At 33.0% G+C, this 16,159-nt stretch carries 18 protein-coding genes; 5 read left to right on the top strand and 13 right to left on the bottom strand.

The window, feature by feature from the left end:
- Positions 1-19: 19 nt before the first annotated feature.
- A complete protein-coding gene (gene gap / locus QLQ95_RS04545; protein ID WP_320493095.1) occupies positions 20-1,018 on the bottom strand; it encodes a type I glyceraldehyde-3-phosphate dehydrogenase in 999 nt (332 codons plus the stop codon).
- A gap of 74 nt (positions 1,019-1,092) precedes the next feature.
- Positions 1,093-1,959, bottom strand: a complete 867-nt coding sequence (lipA, locus tag QLQ95_RS04540; protein WP_482502812.1) for a lipoyl synthase — start codon at positions 1,957-1,959, stop codon at positions 1,093-1,095.
- A gap of 299 nt (positions 1,960-2,258) precedes the next feature.
- Between lipA and QLQ95_RS04535 the strand changes: the two genes are divergently transcribed.
- The gene (locus QLQ95_RS04535) at positions 2,259-3,122 is read left to right on the top strand and encodes a M48 family metalloprotease (protein ID WP_320493096.1); all 864 of its coding nucleotides are present in this window, start codon (positions 2,259-2,261) and stop codon (positions 3,120-3,122) included.
- A gap of 204 nt (positions 3,123-3,326) precedes the next feature.
- On the top strand, positions 3,327-4,199 hold the full coding sequence (locus QLQ95_RS04530; protein ID WP_482502810.1) for a M48 family metalloprotease: 873 nt from the start codon (positions 3,327-3,329) through the stop codon (positions 4,197-4,199).
- A gap of 52 nt (positions 4,200-4,251) precedes the next feature.
- Here QLQ95_RS04530 and QLQ95_RS04525 read toward each other — a convergent pair whose 3' ends face one another.
- The 11 genes from QLQ95_RS04525 to recF form a co-directional block, all read right to left on the bottom strand.
- Positions 4,252-4,632 carry a PH domain-containing protein gene (locus QLQ95_RS04525; RefSeq protein WP_095929421.1) on the bottom strand — a complete coding sequence of 127 codons (381 nt, stop codon included), beginning with the start codon at positions 4,630-4,632 and terminating at the stop codon, positions 4,252-4,254.
- Positions 4,633-4,694: 62 nt separating this feature from the next.
- Positions 4,695-5,432 (bottom strand): DUF4184 family protein, encoded by a 738-nt coding sequence (locus tag QLQ95_RS04520; RefSeq protein WP_320493099.1) that lies wholly within the window; start codon positions 5,430-5,432, stop codon positions 4,695-4,697.
- A 99-nt stretch (positions 5,433-5,531) separates the two neighbouring features.
- A complete protein-coding gene (locus tag QLQ95_RS04515) occupies positions 5,532-6,350 on the bottom strand; it encodes an energy transducer TonB (protein ID WP_320493100.1) in 819 nt (272 codons plus the stop codon).
- Between the two features lie 157 nt (positions 6,351-6,507).
- Complete coding sequence (locus QLQ95_RS04510) at positions 6,508-7,059, bottom strand: RNA polymerase sigma factor (protein WP_095929424.1); 552 nt, start codon at positions 7,057-7,059, stop codon at positions 6,508-6,510.
- On the bottom strand, positions 7,050-8,156 hold the full coding sequence (locus QLQ95_RS04505; RefSeq protein ID WP_482502807.1) for a glycosyltransferase: 1,107 nt from the start codon (positions 8,154-8,156) through the stop codon (positions 7,050-7,052). Before QLQ95_RS04505 ends, QLQ95_RS04510 begins: the two co-directional genes overlap by 10 nt.
- 85 nt (positions 8,157-8,241) lie before the next feature.
- Complete coding sequence (locus QLQ95_RS04500) at positions 8,242-8,856, bottom strand: FMN-binding negative transcriptional regulator (protein ID WP_482502805.1); 615 nt, start codon at positions 8,854-8,856, stop codon at positions 8,242-8,244.
- A 43-nt stretch (positions 8,857-8,899) separates the two neighbouring features.
- Positions 8,900-9,409 carry a hypothetical protein gene (locus QLQ95_RS04495; protein WP_482502803.1) on the bottom strand — a complete coding sequence of 170 codons (510 nt, stop codon included), beginning with the start codon at positions 9,407-9,409 and terminating at the stop codon, positions 8,900-8,902.
- Between the two features lie 30 nt (positions 9,410-9,439).
- On the bottom strand, positions 9,440-10,453 hold the full coding sequence (gene murB / locus QLQ95_RS04490; RefSeq protein ID WP_482502802.1) for a UDP-N-acetylmuramate dehydrogenase: 1,014 nt from the start codon (positions 10,451-10,453) through the stop codon (positions 9,440-9,442).
- A 117-nt stretch (positions 10,454-10,570) separates the two neighbouring features.
- Positions 10,571-11,620, bottom strand: a complete 1,050-nt coding sequence (locus QLQ95_RS04485) for a glycosyltransferase (protein ID WP_482502800.1) — start codon at positions 11,618-11,620, stop codon at positions 10,571-10,573.
- 75 nt (positions 11,621-11,695) lie between these two features.
- Positions 11,696-12,373 carry a DUF2461 domain-containing protein gene (locus tag QLQ95_RS04480; protein ID WP_320493106.1) on the bottom strand — a complete coding sequence of 226 codons (678 nt, stop codon included), beginning with the start codon at positions 12,371-12,373 and terminating at the stop codon, positions 11,696-11,698.
- 115 nt (positions 12,374-12,488) lie between these two features.
- Positions 12,489-13,568, bottom strand: a complete 1,080-nt coding sequence (gene recF, locus QLQ95_RS04475) for a DNA replication/repair protein RecF (RefSeq protein ID WP_095929431.1) — start codon at positions 13,566-13,568, stop codon at positions 12,489-12,491.
- 241 nt (positions 13,569-13,809) lie between these two features.
- Here recF and QLQ95_RS04470 point away from each other — a divergent pair, with 241 nt between their 5' ends.
- The 3 genes from QLQ95_RS04470 (at position 13,810) to QLQ95_RS04460 (ending at position 16,065) form a co-directional block, all read left to right on the top strand.
- Positions 13,810-14,592, top strand: a complete 783-nt coding sequence (locus tag QLQ95_RS04470; RefSeq protein ID WP_250837326.1) for a tetratricopeptide repeat protein — start codon at positions 13,810-13,812, stop codon at positions 14,590-14,592.
- Positions 14,593-14,673: 81 nt separating this feature from the next.
- Complete coding sequence (gene ribH / locus QLQ95_RS04465; protein ID WP_095929433.1) at positions 14,674-15,246, top strand: 6,7-dimethyl-8-ribityllumazine synthase; 573 nt, start codon at positions 14,674-14,676, stop codon at positions 15,244-15,246.
- A gap of 135 nt (positions 15,247-15,381) precedes the next feature.
- Positions 15,382-16,065 carry a DUF6624 domain-containing protein gene (locus tag QLQ95_RS04460; RefSeq protein ID WP_320493108.1) on the top strand — a complete coding sequence of 228 codons (684 nt, stop codon included), beginning with the start codon at positions 15,382-15,384 and terminating at the stop codon, positions 16,063-16,065.
- Positions 16,066-16,159 lie beyond the last annotated feature (94 nt).

Raw genomic sequence — 16,159 nt, 5'->3', positions numbered from 1 at the left:
AACGCTATTACAATGAATCTTATTTTTTTCTTATCAGTAAAATTAAATCGATCAATCTTGATGAATAGCCAATTTCGTTATCGTACCAGCCTACAACTTTTACCATTTTATCGATAACCGAAGTTAGCTGTGCATCAAATAAACAAGAATGTGTATTGCCAATTACATCAACCGAAACAATCGGATCTTCGGTGTAATCTAATATTCCTTTTAAATTTGTCTTTGAGGCTTGTTGGAATGCTTTATTTATTTCTTCAATGCTCACGGCACGTTTTACATTGAAGGTTATGTCTGTTAATGAACCGTCTGGAACTGGGACTCTAATACCACAGCCACCCATTTTATTGTGCAATTTAGGAAAAATTTTTGTTAATGCCTTAGCTGCACCTGTAGTTGTTGGAACAATCGACTGGCTGGCACCTCTCGCACGGCGTAAATCCTTATGTGGCTGGTCATGAAGACTTTGGTCTGTCGTGAAAGAATGTATAGTGGTAATGTAAGCTTGCTCAATTCCGCACAATTCTTCGATAATTTTGATCATCGGAGCAGCATTATTCGTTGTACAGCTTGCATTAGAAACTATATCTTCGTTTCCGTCCAAAATATGTTCGTTTACACCAAGAACTACCGTTTTGATTGTGTCAACTTCTGATGGAGCCGAAAGAATTACTTTTTTTGCTCCAGCTTCCAGATGCGCATTTAATTCTTCATGCGTTTTATATTTACCTGTCGACTCAATCACAATATCAATCGAATGCGACTTCCAGTCTATGTTTGAAATGTTTTTTTCATGAAAAAAGAAAAAATGCCTTCCGTCTACAATGATACTATTTTCGTCATGACTTACTTCGGCTTTCAAAACACCGTGAATACTGTCATATTTAATTAAATGCGACATGGTTTTGTTGTCTGCAATGTCATTTATAGCAACGACTTCGATTTCGGGGTGATTTAAAAGTAATCGGAATAAATTTCTTCCAATTCTTCCAAATCCATTAATAGCAATTCTTGTTTTCAATTTTTTATTTATTCGTTTAACTGTTTAATCGTTTAATCGGTTTTACAATTAAACGATTAAACGATTAAACTTTTTTATAAAATATGTTTTTGCGCTTTATAGGAAGAACGAACAAGAGGTCCACTCTCAACATGTCTGAAACCTAAATCAAGACCAAATTTTTCATATCTGGCAAATTGTTCAGGTGTAATGAATTCTTTTACAGGAAGATGTTTTTTACTTGGCTGTAAATACTGTCCAATTGTTACAACATCAACATTTGCATTTCTTAAATCTGTCATAGTCTGGAAAACTTCTTCTTCAGTTTCTCCAAGACCAAGCATAATTCCAGATTTTGTTCTGTTGATTCCTTTTTCTTTCAGATAACGAAGCACTTCTAAACTTCTGTCATATTTGGCTTGAATACGAACTTCGCGAGTCAAACGTCGTACAGTTTCCATGTTATGCGAAACAACTTCAGGATTTGCTTCTACAATACGATCAAGGTTTCTTTCAATTCCTTGAAAATCTGGGATCAAAGTTTCAAGAGTAGTTTGAGGGTTCATTCTTCTGATGGCTCTCACGGTTTCCATCCAAATGATAGAACCACCGTCTTTAATATCGTCTCTGTCAACGCTAGTGATTACAGCATGTTTGATATTCATGATTTTAATAGAACGAGCTACTTTTTCAGGCTCATCCCAATCTACCGTTTCTGGTCTGCCTGTTTTTACACCGCAGAAACCGCAAGAACGAGTACAGACATTTCCTAAAATCATAAAAGTTGCTGTTCCTTCACCCCAACATTCGCCCATGTTTGGACAGCTTCCAGAAGTACAAATGGTATTTAAATTATATTTATCAACTAAACCTCTGAGTTCAGTATATTTTTGTCCGATAGGTAATTTTACTTTTAACCACTTTGGTTTTGTGGTTTGTATATTTTCAGTGACTGTTTCCATATATCAATGTTCAAAGTACAAAGATACGGAATGTAGTTTATTTTGAGATGTTTATTTGCTTTTCCTTTACACATCATGTTTGCGAGGGATATTGAAGATAATTGCGTTAAAGTGTTAATAGGTTGCTTTTAAATATATTTAACGATTGTTTTTTTAGCTTGTATTTAATATTCAGATGTTCGATTTGATTTTTATCGAATTTAAAAGTTTAGCCTTAATCTGTTACAAATTTGGCTTCTTGAGATCTTGTAAAAATTATGCTGTACTAATTTTGTTGTTATTTTAACAGTTTTAAAAACATGAAAAAAAGAATTATTTTATTAGGGACTTTATTTGCAATTTTGAGTTTTACCAAAACAAATGCGCAAATACTTTCAGATAAAACTATGGGAGCTTTAGGAAAAGGTGTTTCAGGATTTACTTTTAGTGATGCAGATGCAGCAGCTTTAGCCAAACAATCTGTTGCGGAATTGGATGCAAATAATCCAGTTGCCGATTCAAAAGATGGATATTCAATTCGTTTAAATCGTTTGTTTGGGAAGCACATCACAAGTGAAGGAGTTACCTTAAATTATAAGGTATATTTAGTAAAGGATATTAATGCTTTTGCGTGTGCTGACGGAAGTGTTCGTGTGTTTGCAGGTTTAATGGATATTATGGATGATAATCAATTGCTTGCTGTTATTGGTCATGAAATTGGACACGTTGTTAATCATGATACAAGAGATGCGATAAAAGCGGCGTATAAAAAAGAAGCTTTATTGGATGTCGCATCATCGCAGTCAGGAAAAATTGAGACTATGACAAAATCTCAATTGGGACAAATTGGCAGTGCAATGATTGATAGCAAACACAGCAGAAAGCAGGAATCTGAGGCTGATTCATTTTCGTATGATTTTATGAAAAGAAATGGTTATGATGTAAATGCTGTAGAATCAGCTTTTAGAATTCTTCAAAATTTAAGTGAAGGTGCAGAGGCTTCTTTTATGACCAAAATGATGAGTTCACACCCTGACTCTGGTAAAAGAGCAGACGATGCTAAGAAAAAAGCGACAAAAGATGGTTTGTATAAAGCTTATGTACAACAGAAAATTGTAAATACTCCACCAGTAACAACTAGTGCTAAAACAACTACAAAAAAAACAACAACCAAGAAGAAGTAGTGTTTTATAAAATCTCAAAAACCGATAAAATCTTAAAAGAGTTTATCGGTTTTTTGTTGATCCTTATTCTGAATAATAGTTAGAATCTTGTTATTAAGTTAGTTAAAATTTTATACCTTTAATTGTTGAAAAACAAGTCTGATGTGAAATGAAATAGCATATTTGTTATTTACATTTGTTGTTAAATTGTAATTATAAAAAAATATGAAAAAGAAATTTATAATAGCGGGACTTTTATTTACAGCATTTGGTTTGACTAAAATGACTGCACAGATTAATTTTGGAGATAAGGCGATTGGTGCAGTTCAAAAAGGAGTTACGGGTTTTACTTTTAGTAATGCCGATGCGGCAAAATTATCTAGAGAAGCGGTAGATAAATTAGATGCCGAACATGAAATTGCTGGACCAACTGACGGTTATACTTTAAGATTAAATCGTGTTTTTGGAAAACATGCTTCTGGTGACGGATTTACTTTAAATTATAAAGTATATAAGTTGAAAGAAGTAAATGCTTTTGCAACTGCAGACGGAAGCGTTCGTGTATATTCGGGTTTAATGGATATTATGGATGACAATGAATTAATTGCTGTAATTGGGCATGAAATCGGACACGTAGCAAACAATGATTCGAGAGATGCTATTCGCGCGGCTTATCAAAAAGAAGCTTTAATGGATGGAGCAGCTTCTCAGTCTGCAACAGTGGCGACAGTTACCGATAGTCAGCTTGGAAAAATTGGAAGCGCAATTATTGATAGTAAATATAGTCGTAAACAAGAATCTGAGGCAGATTTATTTGCTTACAATTTCATGAAGAAAAATGGTTACGATGTAAATGCTGAAGAATCTGCTTTTAGAATTTTGGCAAAAATGAGCGAAGGGTCACAAGCTTCGTTTATTGATCAAATGATGAGTTCGCATCCAGATTCACAGAAAAGAGCAGATGAAGCTAAAAAAAGAGCAGAAAAAGATGGTTTGTATAAACCTTACGTGCAACAAAAGATTGTAAATACAGTTCCAGCAGCCACTACAACTAAAAAAGCAACAACTACGAAGAAAACTACAACCAAAAAGAAATAAGAGTTGTGTGTAATCATAAAAAATAACCCGGCAAAATGCCGGGTTTATTTTTTTATCCTAATACATGAAAAGCAAGAATCTTTTGCACTTCATAAACATTAACCGATTTATTAAATTGTTTTACAATACTCGGATGTTGTTCGCTTGAAATCCAGATTTTTAATTCGGCATCCAAATCAAAAGTTCCAGCTGTTTCTACACTAAAACGAGTAATGCTTTTATAACCAATAGATTTGTATTCTGTTTTACTTCCTGTAATTCCTTGTACATCAACCAAGATTAATCGTTTGTTGGTGAAAATAAAAGTATCGCGAATAAGTTTAAAACCCATTTCGATTTCTTCATTTGCCGTCAAAAGCTGTCCGTATTTTTTAATTAAATCTTCTTGACTTACTGAACCCGCATTGCCAAGAATTGCTGAAAATATTCCCATTATTCTGTTTTAATTTAGTTAAAATGATTTCCGTTTTGAAGGAGTAAATGTAGTCGATTTTGTTAATTTTTTTGGTTTGATTTAAATTTAATTATTAACGGAACAACTGTTATGGCCGTTAAGAAGGATGCTATAAAAGTGACAATTAAATTTCCAATATTTAAAGCTTTTGGATCTAATGCAAATCTCATTAATAAAATCGTAACGGTAAATAAAACAACAGCACTCCAATACAGTTTATTAATAGCGGTTTGGGGATAAGAAACTTTTGGAAGTTTAGAGAAAGCATATATTATAACACTAATTCCAAAAAGAGTGCTTGAATGCTGAGCTATTTTCCAAAACGGAATTTCTACTCCAAATATTGATAAGGTGTTTTGAAAAGTATCAAACTGATGAACAAAATAACCATGTTTATGTGTAAAAGCATCCCAGAAAATATGAGAAAATATTCCAACCAATAAAGAGATTAAAACGATAAACCAATTTCTTTTAAAATAAACATTCCAGTCAAAATCTTTAAAAATTAGAATTCTGTTTTTTATAAAAAATGGAAGATTTTGAAACAAGAGATTTTTAGTTAAATTATGAAAGAGAAAAGTTAGTAAAAGAGCAAAAGGTAAATCAAACCAGAAAATACCATTTAGAGTATGGCTGTAATCGCTTTTGACTTTCATGCGGAGAAAATATTCGAAATCAGGAGTAAGGCTTCCGATTACTAATGCTGTTATAGAAAACCATGATTTTGGTAAATATCTTAACGGAAGAATTATTGCAGGATGCGAAAATGTAAAAGGCATTAAAGTTGAATTTTAATTAGATAGGGGTTGATTGATGAATTAAATGTAACAAAAAAGCAGAACCTAAGTTCTGCTTTTTCACTTTTCAAAATATTTATATTATTCGACTTCTGTTTTTATTGTGATTGGAAGATTGTATGCAGTTCTAACTGGTTGTCCGTTTAGAACTCCTGGAGCCCATTTTGTTTTTAATGATTTCAAGACTCTAATGGCTTCTTTTCCTACTCCATAACCAGGATCATTTTTTACCATAATGTCTGTAAGCGATCCGTCTTTTTCAACTACAAACGATACATACACTCTTAATGTTTTTTCTACATCAAGTTCTGGTCTGCGGAAATTGTTTCCAACATACTTGTAAAACTGCGCGATTCCACCTGGGAATTCTGGAAGCTTATCCAGAACTGCAACAGAAACAGGATCGTTTGTTGGCGGTGCAACCGAAGCAACATCTCCATTTCCTCCAGAAGAAGGCATTGTATTAATTGCAGGTCCATTTCCAGTTGTATTGTCTGTAGCAGGTACATTTTCTGTATTTGATGCAATATTTTCAACTGCCTCTTGTGTTCTCGCTACTACAGGATTTGTTAGCTGTACCGCATCTGTTTTTGGTACTGAACTCTGTTCAACCATAGGTGCAGGCGGAGCTGGCGGTGGTGGCACAACAATAGGATCCACGGGGATAACCGTAGGTTTGTAGATTGTTGGTTCTGGCTCAACTTCAACAGTTGAAGACGTAATTTTGCTAATAAGTACAGGTGCACTTCCTAAAGCCGTTATTAACAATAAACCCATAAAGAGAGCTGTAACAGAGTTTTTGGAATTCTCCTGACGTAGCTGATAAGCGCCGTATTCTTTGTTTTTGTTCTCGAAAACAAGATCGGTCCACTTGTTTTCATAAATGCTTAATTTAGACATAATTTTTGGGTTTTAAGGTTAAGTAACTTTAAATCATACGCAGAAAAGGTTTAGGTTTGAGCTAACAACGTAAAAGTTGTAGTTTTAGTATTGTGGAAATCTGTTTATTTTAAGAATAAAACGAGTAATTATTTATTCTTTATTTAAAGATAATAAATTATCTGTTACGTTCGATAATTTCGGCTAATAATTTTTTAGCTCGCAAAAGTTTCACTTTAACGCTGCTTAACGGTTCGTTTATCTTAACGGCAATTTCCTGATAAGACATTTCCTGAAAATAACGAAGCTGAATTACTTCTTGGTAGTGTGGTTTAAGTTCTTTGATGCATAGAAGCAGACGAGAAAGATTCTGTTCTTTAATTAAAGCATCTTCTGCAGATGGAGTAGGGTCGGCAATGTTGTATGCCTGCTGGTCTTCGTTGTCTGTGATTTCTATAAAAAGATTGGTTTTCTTTTTTCGAAGCAAATCAATATAGACATTTTTTGCAATTGCAATAAGCCAGGTGTTAAACTGAAATTCTGAATTATAAGAAGCTATTTTATCAAAAGCTTTAGAGAAGGTTTCTATGGTAATATCTTCTGCGGTGGTTTCGTTTTCGGTTCTTTTGAGCATAAACGAATACACCTCATTCCAATAATGATCTAATAAAAAAGTAAAGGCGATCTGATCGCCTTTTTTTGCTTTTTCTATTTTAGAATTTATTTCCAATATACGGGTTTTGAAAAGATATTAGTTATAAAGATATTAATTTGCGTTAATATAAGCGCTATCTCAACAACTGGAAACCAAATTTTAATATCTTTTTCTTTTAATTTTCCTGCTGAAAATCCAATTACAGTCCATACAACAGTATAGCGTGTTGCTAAAATTGCTAATACGGCAATCCATTGGAATTGAAATGCTAATAATACAATAACTAATAAAAAGAAAAATAATTGTGAAATGAAGAATAGTCCTAACTGCATTTTATCAAAGAACTTGTAATGTTCTGCGGTAGAAATATGTCTTCTTTTCTGAGTAAACCATTCCTTGTAAGTAGTCTTAGGTTTTGAATAGGTAAAACTTTCAGGTGTATAAGAAATAGTTGTGTTTGTTTTATTTGCGGCCTGATTAATGAATAAATCGTCATCGCCAGAGCGAATCTGAATGTGGTCAATAAAGCCATTTACATTAAAAAACTCTTCTTTTTTGTAAGCAAGATTTCTGCCGACTCCCATATAAGGAAGTCCCATTTTTGCCCAAGAAAAATATTGTATTGCTGTTAGAACAGTTTCAAAGCGAATAATTTTGTTTAAAAACGAACGCTCTACTTTTTCATAACCTCCATACCCTAAAACGATTGTTTTATTCATGGTAAAATGCGAAGTCATAGAGGTAATCCAATCTTTTGAACTTGGGAAACAATCTGCATCTGTAAAAAGTAAATAATCTTTCTTCGCTGCTTTTATCCCAAGCGTTAAAGCGTATTTTTTATTTCCCCAGAAAGCCTCGTTATTTTCGACTTTTACCAAACGGATATTAGAGAATTCTTTTTCAAATTCTTCAAAAACCTCAAGAGTTTCATCGCTAGATGCATCGTCAATTAAGACAATTTCAAAATCTGGATAATCTTGCTGTGCCAAAAGCGGAATGTATTTTTTTACATTCTCTTCTTCGTTTTTAGCGCAAACGATTACAGAAACTGGAAGATTTTTAGGCTTAATGTGCTGTGGCTTAGCAAAAGCAAATTTCCCAAAGACTCCTAAATAATAAAATAATTGAACTACGACAATAGCAATAAAAAAGTAAAATATGTATATAAGCATCTGATTTATTTGATTCTATTAATTTTCACGTTCTGCGACTGCAAATGTACTTATCAATTCGATAATTTCAATAGCTAAAGCAGATTTACTTTCGGCATTTTGACATTTCTTTTGCAACAGCAATAGACTGAGGGTTTTCGGTTTTTTCTAATTCCGAAATTATGTTTTTGTAATTATGATCGTCACGGTTTTGGGAGAGTTTTTTTGTGGCTTGAATTTCGTCAATTTCGATTTCAAAACCAAAAATCCCTCTGGCTTCGCGCATTGTTTTTTCAGATAAATCTTCAACTCGTACTGGATTTTTAGAATTTGCTTCGTATTTATCTACAAGTTTTTTCAGTTGTTCTACTGAAGTTTCGTAATCCACAATCTTGATTCTTCCGTAAACATGTACAGCTATGTAATTCCAAGTTGGCACATTTTCGTGATCGTACCAAGAAGAAGAAATGTAACTGTGTGGACCTGTAAAAATGGCCAAAATCTGATCATTTGCCACAAAACCTTCCGCTTGCGGATTCAGTTTTGAAATATGCCCTTGCAAAATTTCTTTTCCGTCAGCATTCATTTCCAATTCTATCGGAATATGCGTTGCGCATAATTTTCCGTTGGTCTGATTGATCAGGATTCCAAAACTATTTTCTTTCAAAAAAGCTCTAATTTCCTCAGGATTTTCGTTTTTATATAAATCAGGTGTGTACATTATTTGTGGTTTAAGAAAGAGATTTTACAAACAAACTCAAGGTTTAACTCTCAATTGTTGCTTTGTTTAAGTTGAACAATTTTGAATTTGCGCCAAAATAAATAAGGACAAAACCAATAATGGTAAAGATAATTCCTTCTATTAAACATTGTATGGCAAAACTATCTGAAAGCAATACTCTTAGTGGTCGGAAAAGAAGTGAAAATATTTCTTTCCTAAAAAACTTTAATCTTAAAAGAACATATAGAGCAAGTGCCAATAAAATAGTATTTATAGAAGAAAGTCTGTTTTTCCAGTTCAGGAATGCCGCATAAAAAATGCCAACCACAAGAGCAAAAAAGATCCAGATATAGACACTTGGCCAGAAATTTAAAACATCTTCATTTGTAGGGAATAATCTATTCCAGATTTCAGGTTTCTGAAACTGAAATTGATGCTTCATGCAAATAATTTTATCTGCAACAGTAAATAATCGTAATTGATAAATGCCATCAATTAAGAAAATCATTCCTAAAAAATGAATTATAAGAATCCCTACGTTTAATTTTTTCATTAAAAAGATTTCATTAATGAAGTTTTATTTTTAAATCACATTCACTTCTGCCTCAATTTGAATGCCGAATTTTTCAAAAACGGTTTTCTGAACTTCTTTTGAAACGGCTAAAATTTCTTGTCCTGTCGCGTTTCCGTAATTTACTAAAACTAATGCCTGATTTTTATGAACTCCAGCATCTCCAAAACGTTTTCCTTTAAAACCAGCTTGTTCAATCAGCCAACCTGCAGGAACTTTTACTTCGGTTTCTGAAACTTTGTAAAATTTCATTTCTGGGAATTTTTGGTGGATTTTCTCAAAATCAGATTTCAATAAAATCGGATTTTTGAAGAAACTTCCGCTGTTTCCTAGTTCTTTCGGATCTGGCAATTTACTTTGTCTAATCGCGATTACAGCATTGCTCACATCTTTTAGTGTTGGTTGTGTAATGTTGTTTTTAGCCAATTCAGCCAAAATATCTCCGTAAGAGGTGTTGATTTTATGATTGCGTTTGGTCAATTTAAAAATAACCGAAGTAATAATATATTGGTCTTTTACTTCATGTTTGAAAATACTTTCGCGGTAGCCAAAATTACATTCAGCATTGTTGAAAGTTCTCATTTCCTGAGTTTCAATATTCATGGCTTCGCAAGAAACGAAAGTGTCTTTAATTTCCGTTCCATAAGCTCCAATATTCTGAACTGGCGTTGTGCCGACATTTCCAGGAATAAGCGACATGTTTTCTAATCCGCCAAAATTATTATCAATTGTATAAAGTACGAAATCGTGCCAAGTTTCTCCAGCCTGACTTTCAACCCAAACAAAATCGTCGTCTTCTTTAATTGTTTTTTTGCCTTTTAAATCGATATGAATCACCAAAGCGTCAATATCTTTTGTTAAAAGCATATTGCTTCCGCCTCCTAAAATAAATTTTTTCTCGTTTTGGTTTGCTGCTAAAACTGTTTTCAATTCAGCAATAGAATGAACGGCAACAAATTGTTTGGCATTGGCTTCAATGCCGAAAGTATTATATTTTTTTAAAGAAAAATTGGATTGGATTTCCATAAATAAAAGGCTTTTTAATATAGTTCAAAAGTATGAATTATAATTTATTTGTGGCTGTATTTTACCGCAAAGGCACAAAGTTTACGCAAAGTTCGCTAAGCTTTGCGTTCTTGGCGTTTAAATATCATGCAGATTCAGCAATTCATGATACTTCTCCGAAATAACTTTCATATTAATATCATAATTCGCATTTTCCTCGACAAATTTTCTATTTCGAGTAATCGCTTCATTTCGCAATTTAGGATTTTCAAAAGACCAGATTAATTCATTGGCTAACATTTCAATGTCATCAATTGTAATTAATTGGCCATTTTCTCGGTGTGTAATCCAGCTTTGATTCCCAGGAATATCTGAAACAACAGGAAAACAATTAGAAGCCATTGCCTCAAACAAAGAGGCCGAAACGCCTTCGGTAATTGGCATGCTGATATAAATATTTGATTGCTGTAGTAATTTTGGAAGTTCTGTGTTTGGGATTCTTCCTGTAAAAATCACTTTATTTTCGATTTGCAGCTCTCTCGCCAAATCTTTTAAATATTGTAGTCTTGTTCCGTCTCCAACAATCGTTAATGAAAAATCAATTCCTTTTTGATTCAAAATTCCGAAAGCTTTTAAAATAGAATCGTGTCGGTATTCTGGCTGAAGTGAGCGCGTTACAATCGCTTCAATTTTGTTCGAATTATTTGTTGATGGAGTAAAAAGAGATAAATTAATTCCTTTAGGAAGAACCAAAACTTTATCCATGTCAACCCCAGTTGCTTTCATGTGAATTGCCATAACGGGTCCCCAAGCATGGATTAAATGCGCTTTTTTGAAAGCATATTTTTGTATGAATTTCTTAAAAGGATACAGTTTAGATTCTTCAGGCCATAAATCGGTTCGCCCTTGCTGTGCGATTGCAATGGTTTTAGAGCCAGAAATTGCTGCAAGAAAACCATAACTAGTGGTCCTTTCAGCAATTACCATGTCTGGTTTTTCTTTTCTTATTGTTTTTCGAATGGAAAGAGGAGAGAAGAAATACTCTAAAATACGTTTGAATCTATGGTTGTTAGAAGTCTGAAGTTCCCAAGTGATAATTTCAAAATCGCCAAATTCTTTTAGGCCTTTCATCCAAGTGATGGCATCTGCACGATAAGATTCTCCAAGAAAAAGTATTTTCCTTTTCATTATAAAAGTTTTTTCGCCACGAATTCACGAATTAATTTTGAATAATTCGTGAATTCGTGGCGATTTTTTTTATTTCTAAAATTCTTCAGTATCCAAAGCGCGGTTGATGAATTCGTTTAGAGGTTTTAAAGCAATCAATTTTTGGCTCATTTTCTTTACGAAATCTTTTTCCGTCACCTCAGAAACATTATAAACCTGAGTTGCGGTGAAACTTTTCAGTTTTAAAAACTCAATTGCAGGATGATCTTTTTCATAACCGCGAGGCATGCTTTTAAGTGAATTGTTTTCGTTGATGTCTAAATTTCCAAATTCTTTCTTGAAGTTTTTATCGTTTAAAATTTCCTGTAAATCTTCGTAGAAAAAAGCGATTTCTTTACGGACTTTCTTTAAGTCTTCCGCTTCAGGCGAATAAAATCCGCCAGCAATAAAACTCGCACCTTTTTCTATATGAACATAATATCCGGCACGATTTGCACCTTTTGCACCAGCTGACATCCAAACGCCCAAATGTGCTTTATAAGGAGATTTGTCTTTAGAAAAACGAATGTCACGGTTTATTCTGAAAGTGCAGTTTTTAACTTCCAATAATTCCAATGAAGGATCAAGCGGTTTCATGGCATCCAGAAAATCGCTTACCAATTGATGGTAATCTTTCTTGAAAACTTCGTATCGCTTTTTATTTTCCTGAAACCATTCGCGGTTATTGTTCTTTTTTAAATCGTCTAAAAATTGCAATGATTCTTTCGTTAACATAATCCTTATATATTTTATTGCAGTTGTTTTTAAGTTTTTTGTTCAGGCTAATTTACTGATTTCTATTTTGTGATTAATTCTGAAAGTTGATACAAATTGTACCAAATTTCCCGAATTACAAATTGAATATCTTATAAGTCTGATGTGTCGATTTTACAATCGCTTCGGTTCTTTCTGGATGCGTATCCGAAATAAAAAGCTGTCCAAAGGTTTCACTATTTACCATTTCTACAATTTTGGCAACACGCGTTTCGTCCAGTTTATCAAAAATATCATCAAACAAAAGAATAGGTTTTACACCGCTTTGTTTTTTCAAAAACTCGAATTGCGCTAATTTTAAAGCAATTAGAAAAGATTTCTGCTGACCTTGAGATCCGAATTTTTTTATCGGATGCAAATCAATTTCAAAAGACAAATCATCTTTATGGATTCCAACAGAGGTATAATGCAGCGCTCGATCTTTATTGATGTTTTCCTGCAAAAGCGTTAAAAGGTCTTTTTCGAACAAATGACTTTCGTAAACCAATTGCACACTTTCTTCAGATCCCGTTATTGCCTGATGGTGTCTATTAAATATAGGTATAAACTGTTCTAGAAAATCTTTTCGTTTTTCAAAAATCGATTTTCCGTAACCTTGTAACTGTTCGTTATATATAGATAAGGTATCATTGTCAAAAACATGATTCAAAGCAAAATATTTTAAAAGTGCATTTCGCTGTGTGATTACCTTTTGATATTGTATTAATTCGTGTAGATAAGTAGCGTCTAATTGCGAAATCACACTGTCCATAAATTTACGGCGTGTTTCGCTTCCTTCAACGATTAAATCTCTATCTGCAGGAGAAATAATAACTAACGGAATAAAACCAATATGATCGGAGAATTTGTCGTAAGGTTTTCCATTTCGCTTTAGAACTTTTTTCTGTCCTTTTTTTAAACTGCAAACAATCTGCTCGGTTCTCTCATTTTTTTCGAGTTCGGCATCAATCACAAAAAACTCTTCGCCGTGTTTGATGTTTTGAACGGCAAGCGGATTAAAATAACTTTTTCCGTATGCCAAATGATAAATAGCATCGAGCACATTAGTTTTTCCAATGCCATTTTTTCCAACAAAACAGTTTATTTTGATGTCAAAATCAAAACTTGCTTCAGAAAAGTTCTTGTAATTAAATAATGAGATTTTGTTTAAATGCATTTGTAAGGACTCCAAGTGTAATATTTACTGCTTTTGAGCATTAAAAATTTGAGGCTGCAAATTACCGAAAATTATCGATATAATTGGCTTTAGCCCTTTCTTAGGCTTATTTATTTTACCGCTTTTGCGAAAGGATAAGTGAATCATGAAAATATTTCTTTTAAAATAGTGATAAAATTGAAATTTTTTACCTCAGTTTCAATAAAAATTTTATTTTTGCCGTTCACTAAATAAATTTTAAATGGCAACTTACAATAAAAGAGGATATAAGACACCAAAAGAAAAGGAAGTAAAAGAAGTGGTTACTGAAGAGCAACAAGTAGTTATTGATGAAAAAGACAGCACAACAGCTGGAGTTTTCTCAAAATTAGACGAAACAGCTTCAAGAACTGAGGATTGGGTGGCTAAAAATCAAAAAATCATTATTGGTTTAGTTGCTGGTATAGCGGTTGCTACAATTGGATATTTGGCTTACCAAAAATTTATAGCAACTCCGAAACAAGAAGAGGCTGCAAGTGAAATGTTTGTTGCGCAACAAAACTTTGAAAAAGCTGTAAACGGTGTTTCTAGCGATTCATTATTCAAATTATCATTAAACGGTTCAGAAGGTAAATTCGGATTTATTAAAATCGCTGACGAATATTCTGGAACTGACGCTGGAAATTTGGCAAATTACTATGCTGGTATCGCTTACTTAAATACTGGTAAATTTGATGAGGCAATTAAATATTTAGGTGAATTTAAATCAGAAGATGTAGTTTTAAGTGCTTTAGCTAAAGGTGCTACAGGAGATGCTTACTCTCAAAAAAATCAGCAAAAAGAAGCTTTAGATTTTTATGTGAAAGCTGCTGAATCTAACAAAAACGATTTTACAACACCTCGTTTCTTGTTAAAAGCTGGAAAAACTGCTTTAGCTTTAGGGCAAAAAGAAGATGCTTTGAAATACTTTAATGATATTAAGGATAATTACGATAATACTCCAGAAGCAGCTTCTGTTGATGCTTTGATTGGATTAGCGCAATAAAAATTTTAGACTTTAGATTTAAGATTGTAGATTTGTAGTTACGAATCTAAATTCTAAAATCAAAAATCTAAAATATTACAGATGGCTACTGAAAATAAAAATCTATCAGAATACGATAAAAACACAATCCCAAACGCGAAAGACTTTCGGTTTGGGATTGTTGTTTCTGAATGGAATGATACTATAACAGAAGGACTTTATAATGGTGCTTTTGATGCTTTGGTTGATTGCGATGTTCCTGCCCAACAAATTATCCGTTGGAATGTTCCAGGAAGTTTTGAGCTAATCTACGGCGCTAAAAAAATGCTTCAGACACAAAATGTGGATGCCGTTATCGTAATTGGATGTGTAATTCAAGGAGAAACGAAACATTTTGATTTTGTTTGTGAAGGTGTTACACAAGGAATTAAAGATTTGAATGTTCAAACTGATGTTCCGGTTATTTTCTGTGTTTTAACAGATAATAATATGCAACAATCTATTGACAGAAGTGGAGGGGTTCACGGAAACAAAGGAACTGAAGCGGCGATTGCGGCAATAAAAATGGCTTATATTCGTCAGCAGGCTTCAATAGCTCATGTTTATAATCAGCCATTGTTAGCTTCGGGAGCAATTCAAATTGAAGATTCTCCGAAAAAAATAGAAAACGAATAAGCACTTTTGTTTTAAAAAATATTAAAACCTATACTGTTAAAAGTATAGGTTTTTTTATGCTTTTTTTGTGATTGTATTAAGTCGCATCGAATTCGGAATTATATTATATTTGAGTTGATATCAAATTTTGGAATTATGAAAAGACCTTTACTTCTTATTTTATTGTTGTTGTTTTTTGAGGTTATTTTGGCTCAAAATAAAATCAATCAAAGTTTAAAAATAGAATTGGATTCGATTATGAAATCAGATCAGATTCTTAGGGAATATCTCGATTCTGAAACAACAGAAATTAGAAAAAAAGAAATTTTAAAGGAAATCGGTCGGCAGGACGACAATGATTTCAAAAACAATATATGGATGTATATGAATGCGCAGGATTCTGTGAATATGAAGAAGGTTGAAAAAATTATTCTGGATTATGGTTATCCCGGGAAAAGCTTAGTAGGTGAACCAACAAATGAATCTGCATGGTATGTTATTCAGCATAGTAAAAAAATATCTAAATATTTGCCTTTGATTGAAGCTGCTGCTAAAAAAGGAGAAATTGCGTTTACTCGTTTTGCAATGATGGAAGATCGTTATCTGACTCAGCAAGGTAAAGAGCAGATTTATGGAACTCAAGGACAAGGCAAGTTAATTACAAATAAACAGACCGGAAAGAAAGAATTTTTTAATTACGTTTCTCCAATTCAAAATCCAAAAAAAGTTAATAAACTGCGAAAAGAAGCTGGTTTTACTACAACAGTTGAGGAAAATGCAAAGAGAATGGGGATTGAATATAAAGTTTATACACTTGATGAAATTGCAAAAATGAATTAATATAAATTGCAATTCTTCTGTTTTGTAGACTGTTGTAGTTTTTGTTTTTTTTATGATTATTCTTATTCTAAAAGCCAATCAAAATTCACTAAAT

The organism is Flavobacterium sp. B330r, from assembly GCF_056824325.1.
The sequence above is the reverse complement of the archived record's forward strand: the minus strand, read 5'-3'. Positions and strand labels throughout refer to the sequence as shown.

Bases quoted from the DNA above. Each gene is read 5' to 3' on its own strand.
- lipA (WP_482502812.1), bottom strand. From the start codon at position 1,959: ATGGAAACAGTCACTGAAAATATACAAACCACAAAACCAAAGTGGTTA.
- QLQ95_RS04535 (WP_320493096.1), top strand. From the start codon at position 2,259: ATGAAAAAAAGAATTATTTTATTAGGGACTTTATTTGCAATTTTGAGT.
- QLQ95_RS04530 (WP_482502810.1), top strand. From the start codon at position 3,327: ATGAAAAAGAAATTTATAATAGCGGGACTTTTATTTACAGCATTTGGT.
- QLQ95_RS04525 (WP_095929421.1), bottom strand. From the start codon at position 4,632: ATGGGAATATTTTCAGCAATTCTTGGCAATGCGGGTTCAGTAAGTCAA.
- QLQ95_RS04520 (WP_320493099.1), bottom strand. From the start codon at position 5,432: ATGCCTTTTACATTTTCGCATCCTGCAATAATTCTTCCGTTAAGATAT.
- QLQ95_RS04515 (WP_320493100.1), bottom strand. From the start codon at position 6,350: ATGTCTAAATTAAGCATTTATGAAAACAAGTGGACCGATCTTGTTTTC.
- QLQ95_RS04505 (WP_482502807.1), bottom strand. From the start codon at position 8,156: ATGCTTATATACATATTTTACTTTTTTATTGCTATTGTCGTAGTTCAA.
- QLQ95_RS04500 (WP_482502805.1), bottom strand. From the start codon at position 8,856: ATGTACACACCTGATTTATATAAAAACGAAAATCCTGAGGAAATTAGA.
- QLQ95_RS04495 (WP_482502803.1), bottom strand. From the start codon at position 9,409: ATGAAAAAATTAAACGTAGGGATTCTTATAATTCATTTTTTAGGAATG.
- murB (WP_482502802.1), bottom strand. From the start codon at position 10,453: ATGGAAATCCAATCCAATTTTTCTTTAAAAAAATATAATACTTTCGGC.
- QLQ95_RS04485 (WP_482502800.1), bottom strand. From the start codon at position 11,620: ATGAAAAGGAAAATACTTTTTCTTGGAGAATCTTATCGTGCAGATGCC.
- QLQ95_RS04480 (WP_320493106.1), bottom strand. From the start codon at position 12,373: ATGTTAACGAAAGAATCATTGCAATTTTTAGACGATTTAAAAAAGAAC.
- recF (WP_095929431.1), bottom strand. From the start codon at position 13,568: ATGCATTTAAACAAAATCTCATTATTTAATTACAAGAACTTTTCTGAA.
- QLQ95_RS04470 (WP_250837326.1), top strand. From the start codon at position 13,810: ATGGCAACTTACAATAAAAGAGGATATAAGACACCAAAAGAAAAGGAA.
- ribH (WP_095929433.1), top strand. From the start codon at position 14,674: ATGGCTACTGAAAATAAAAATCTATCAGAATACGATAAAAACACAATC.
- QLQ95_RS04460 (WP_320493108.1), top strand. From the start codon at position 15,382: ATGAAAAGACCTTTACTTCTTATTTTATTGTTGTTGTTTTTTGAGGTT.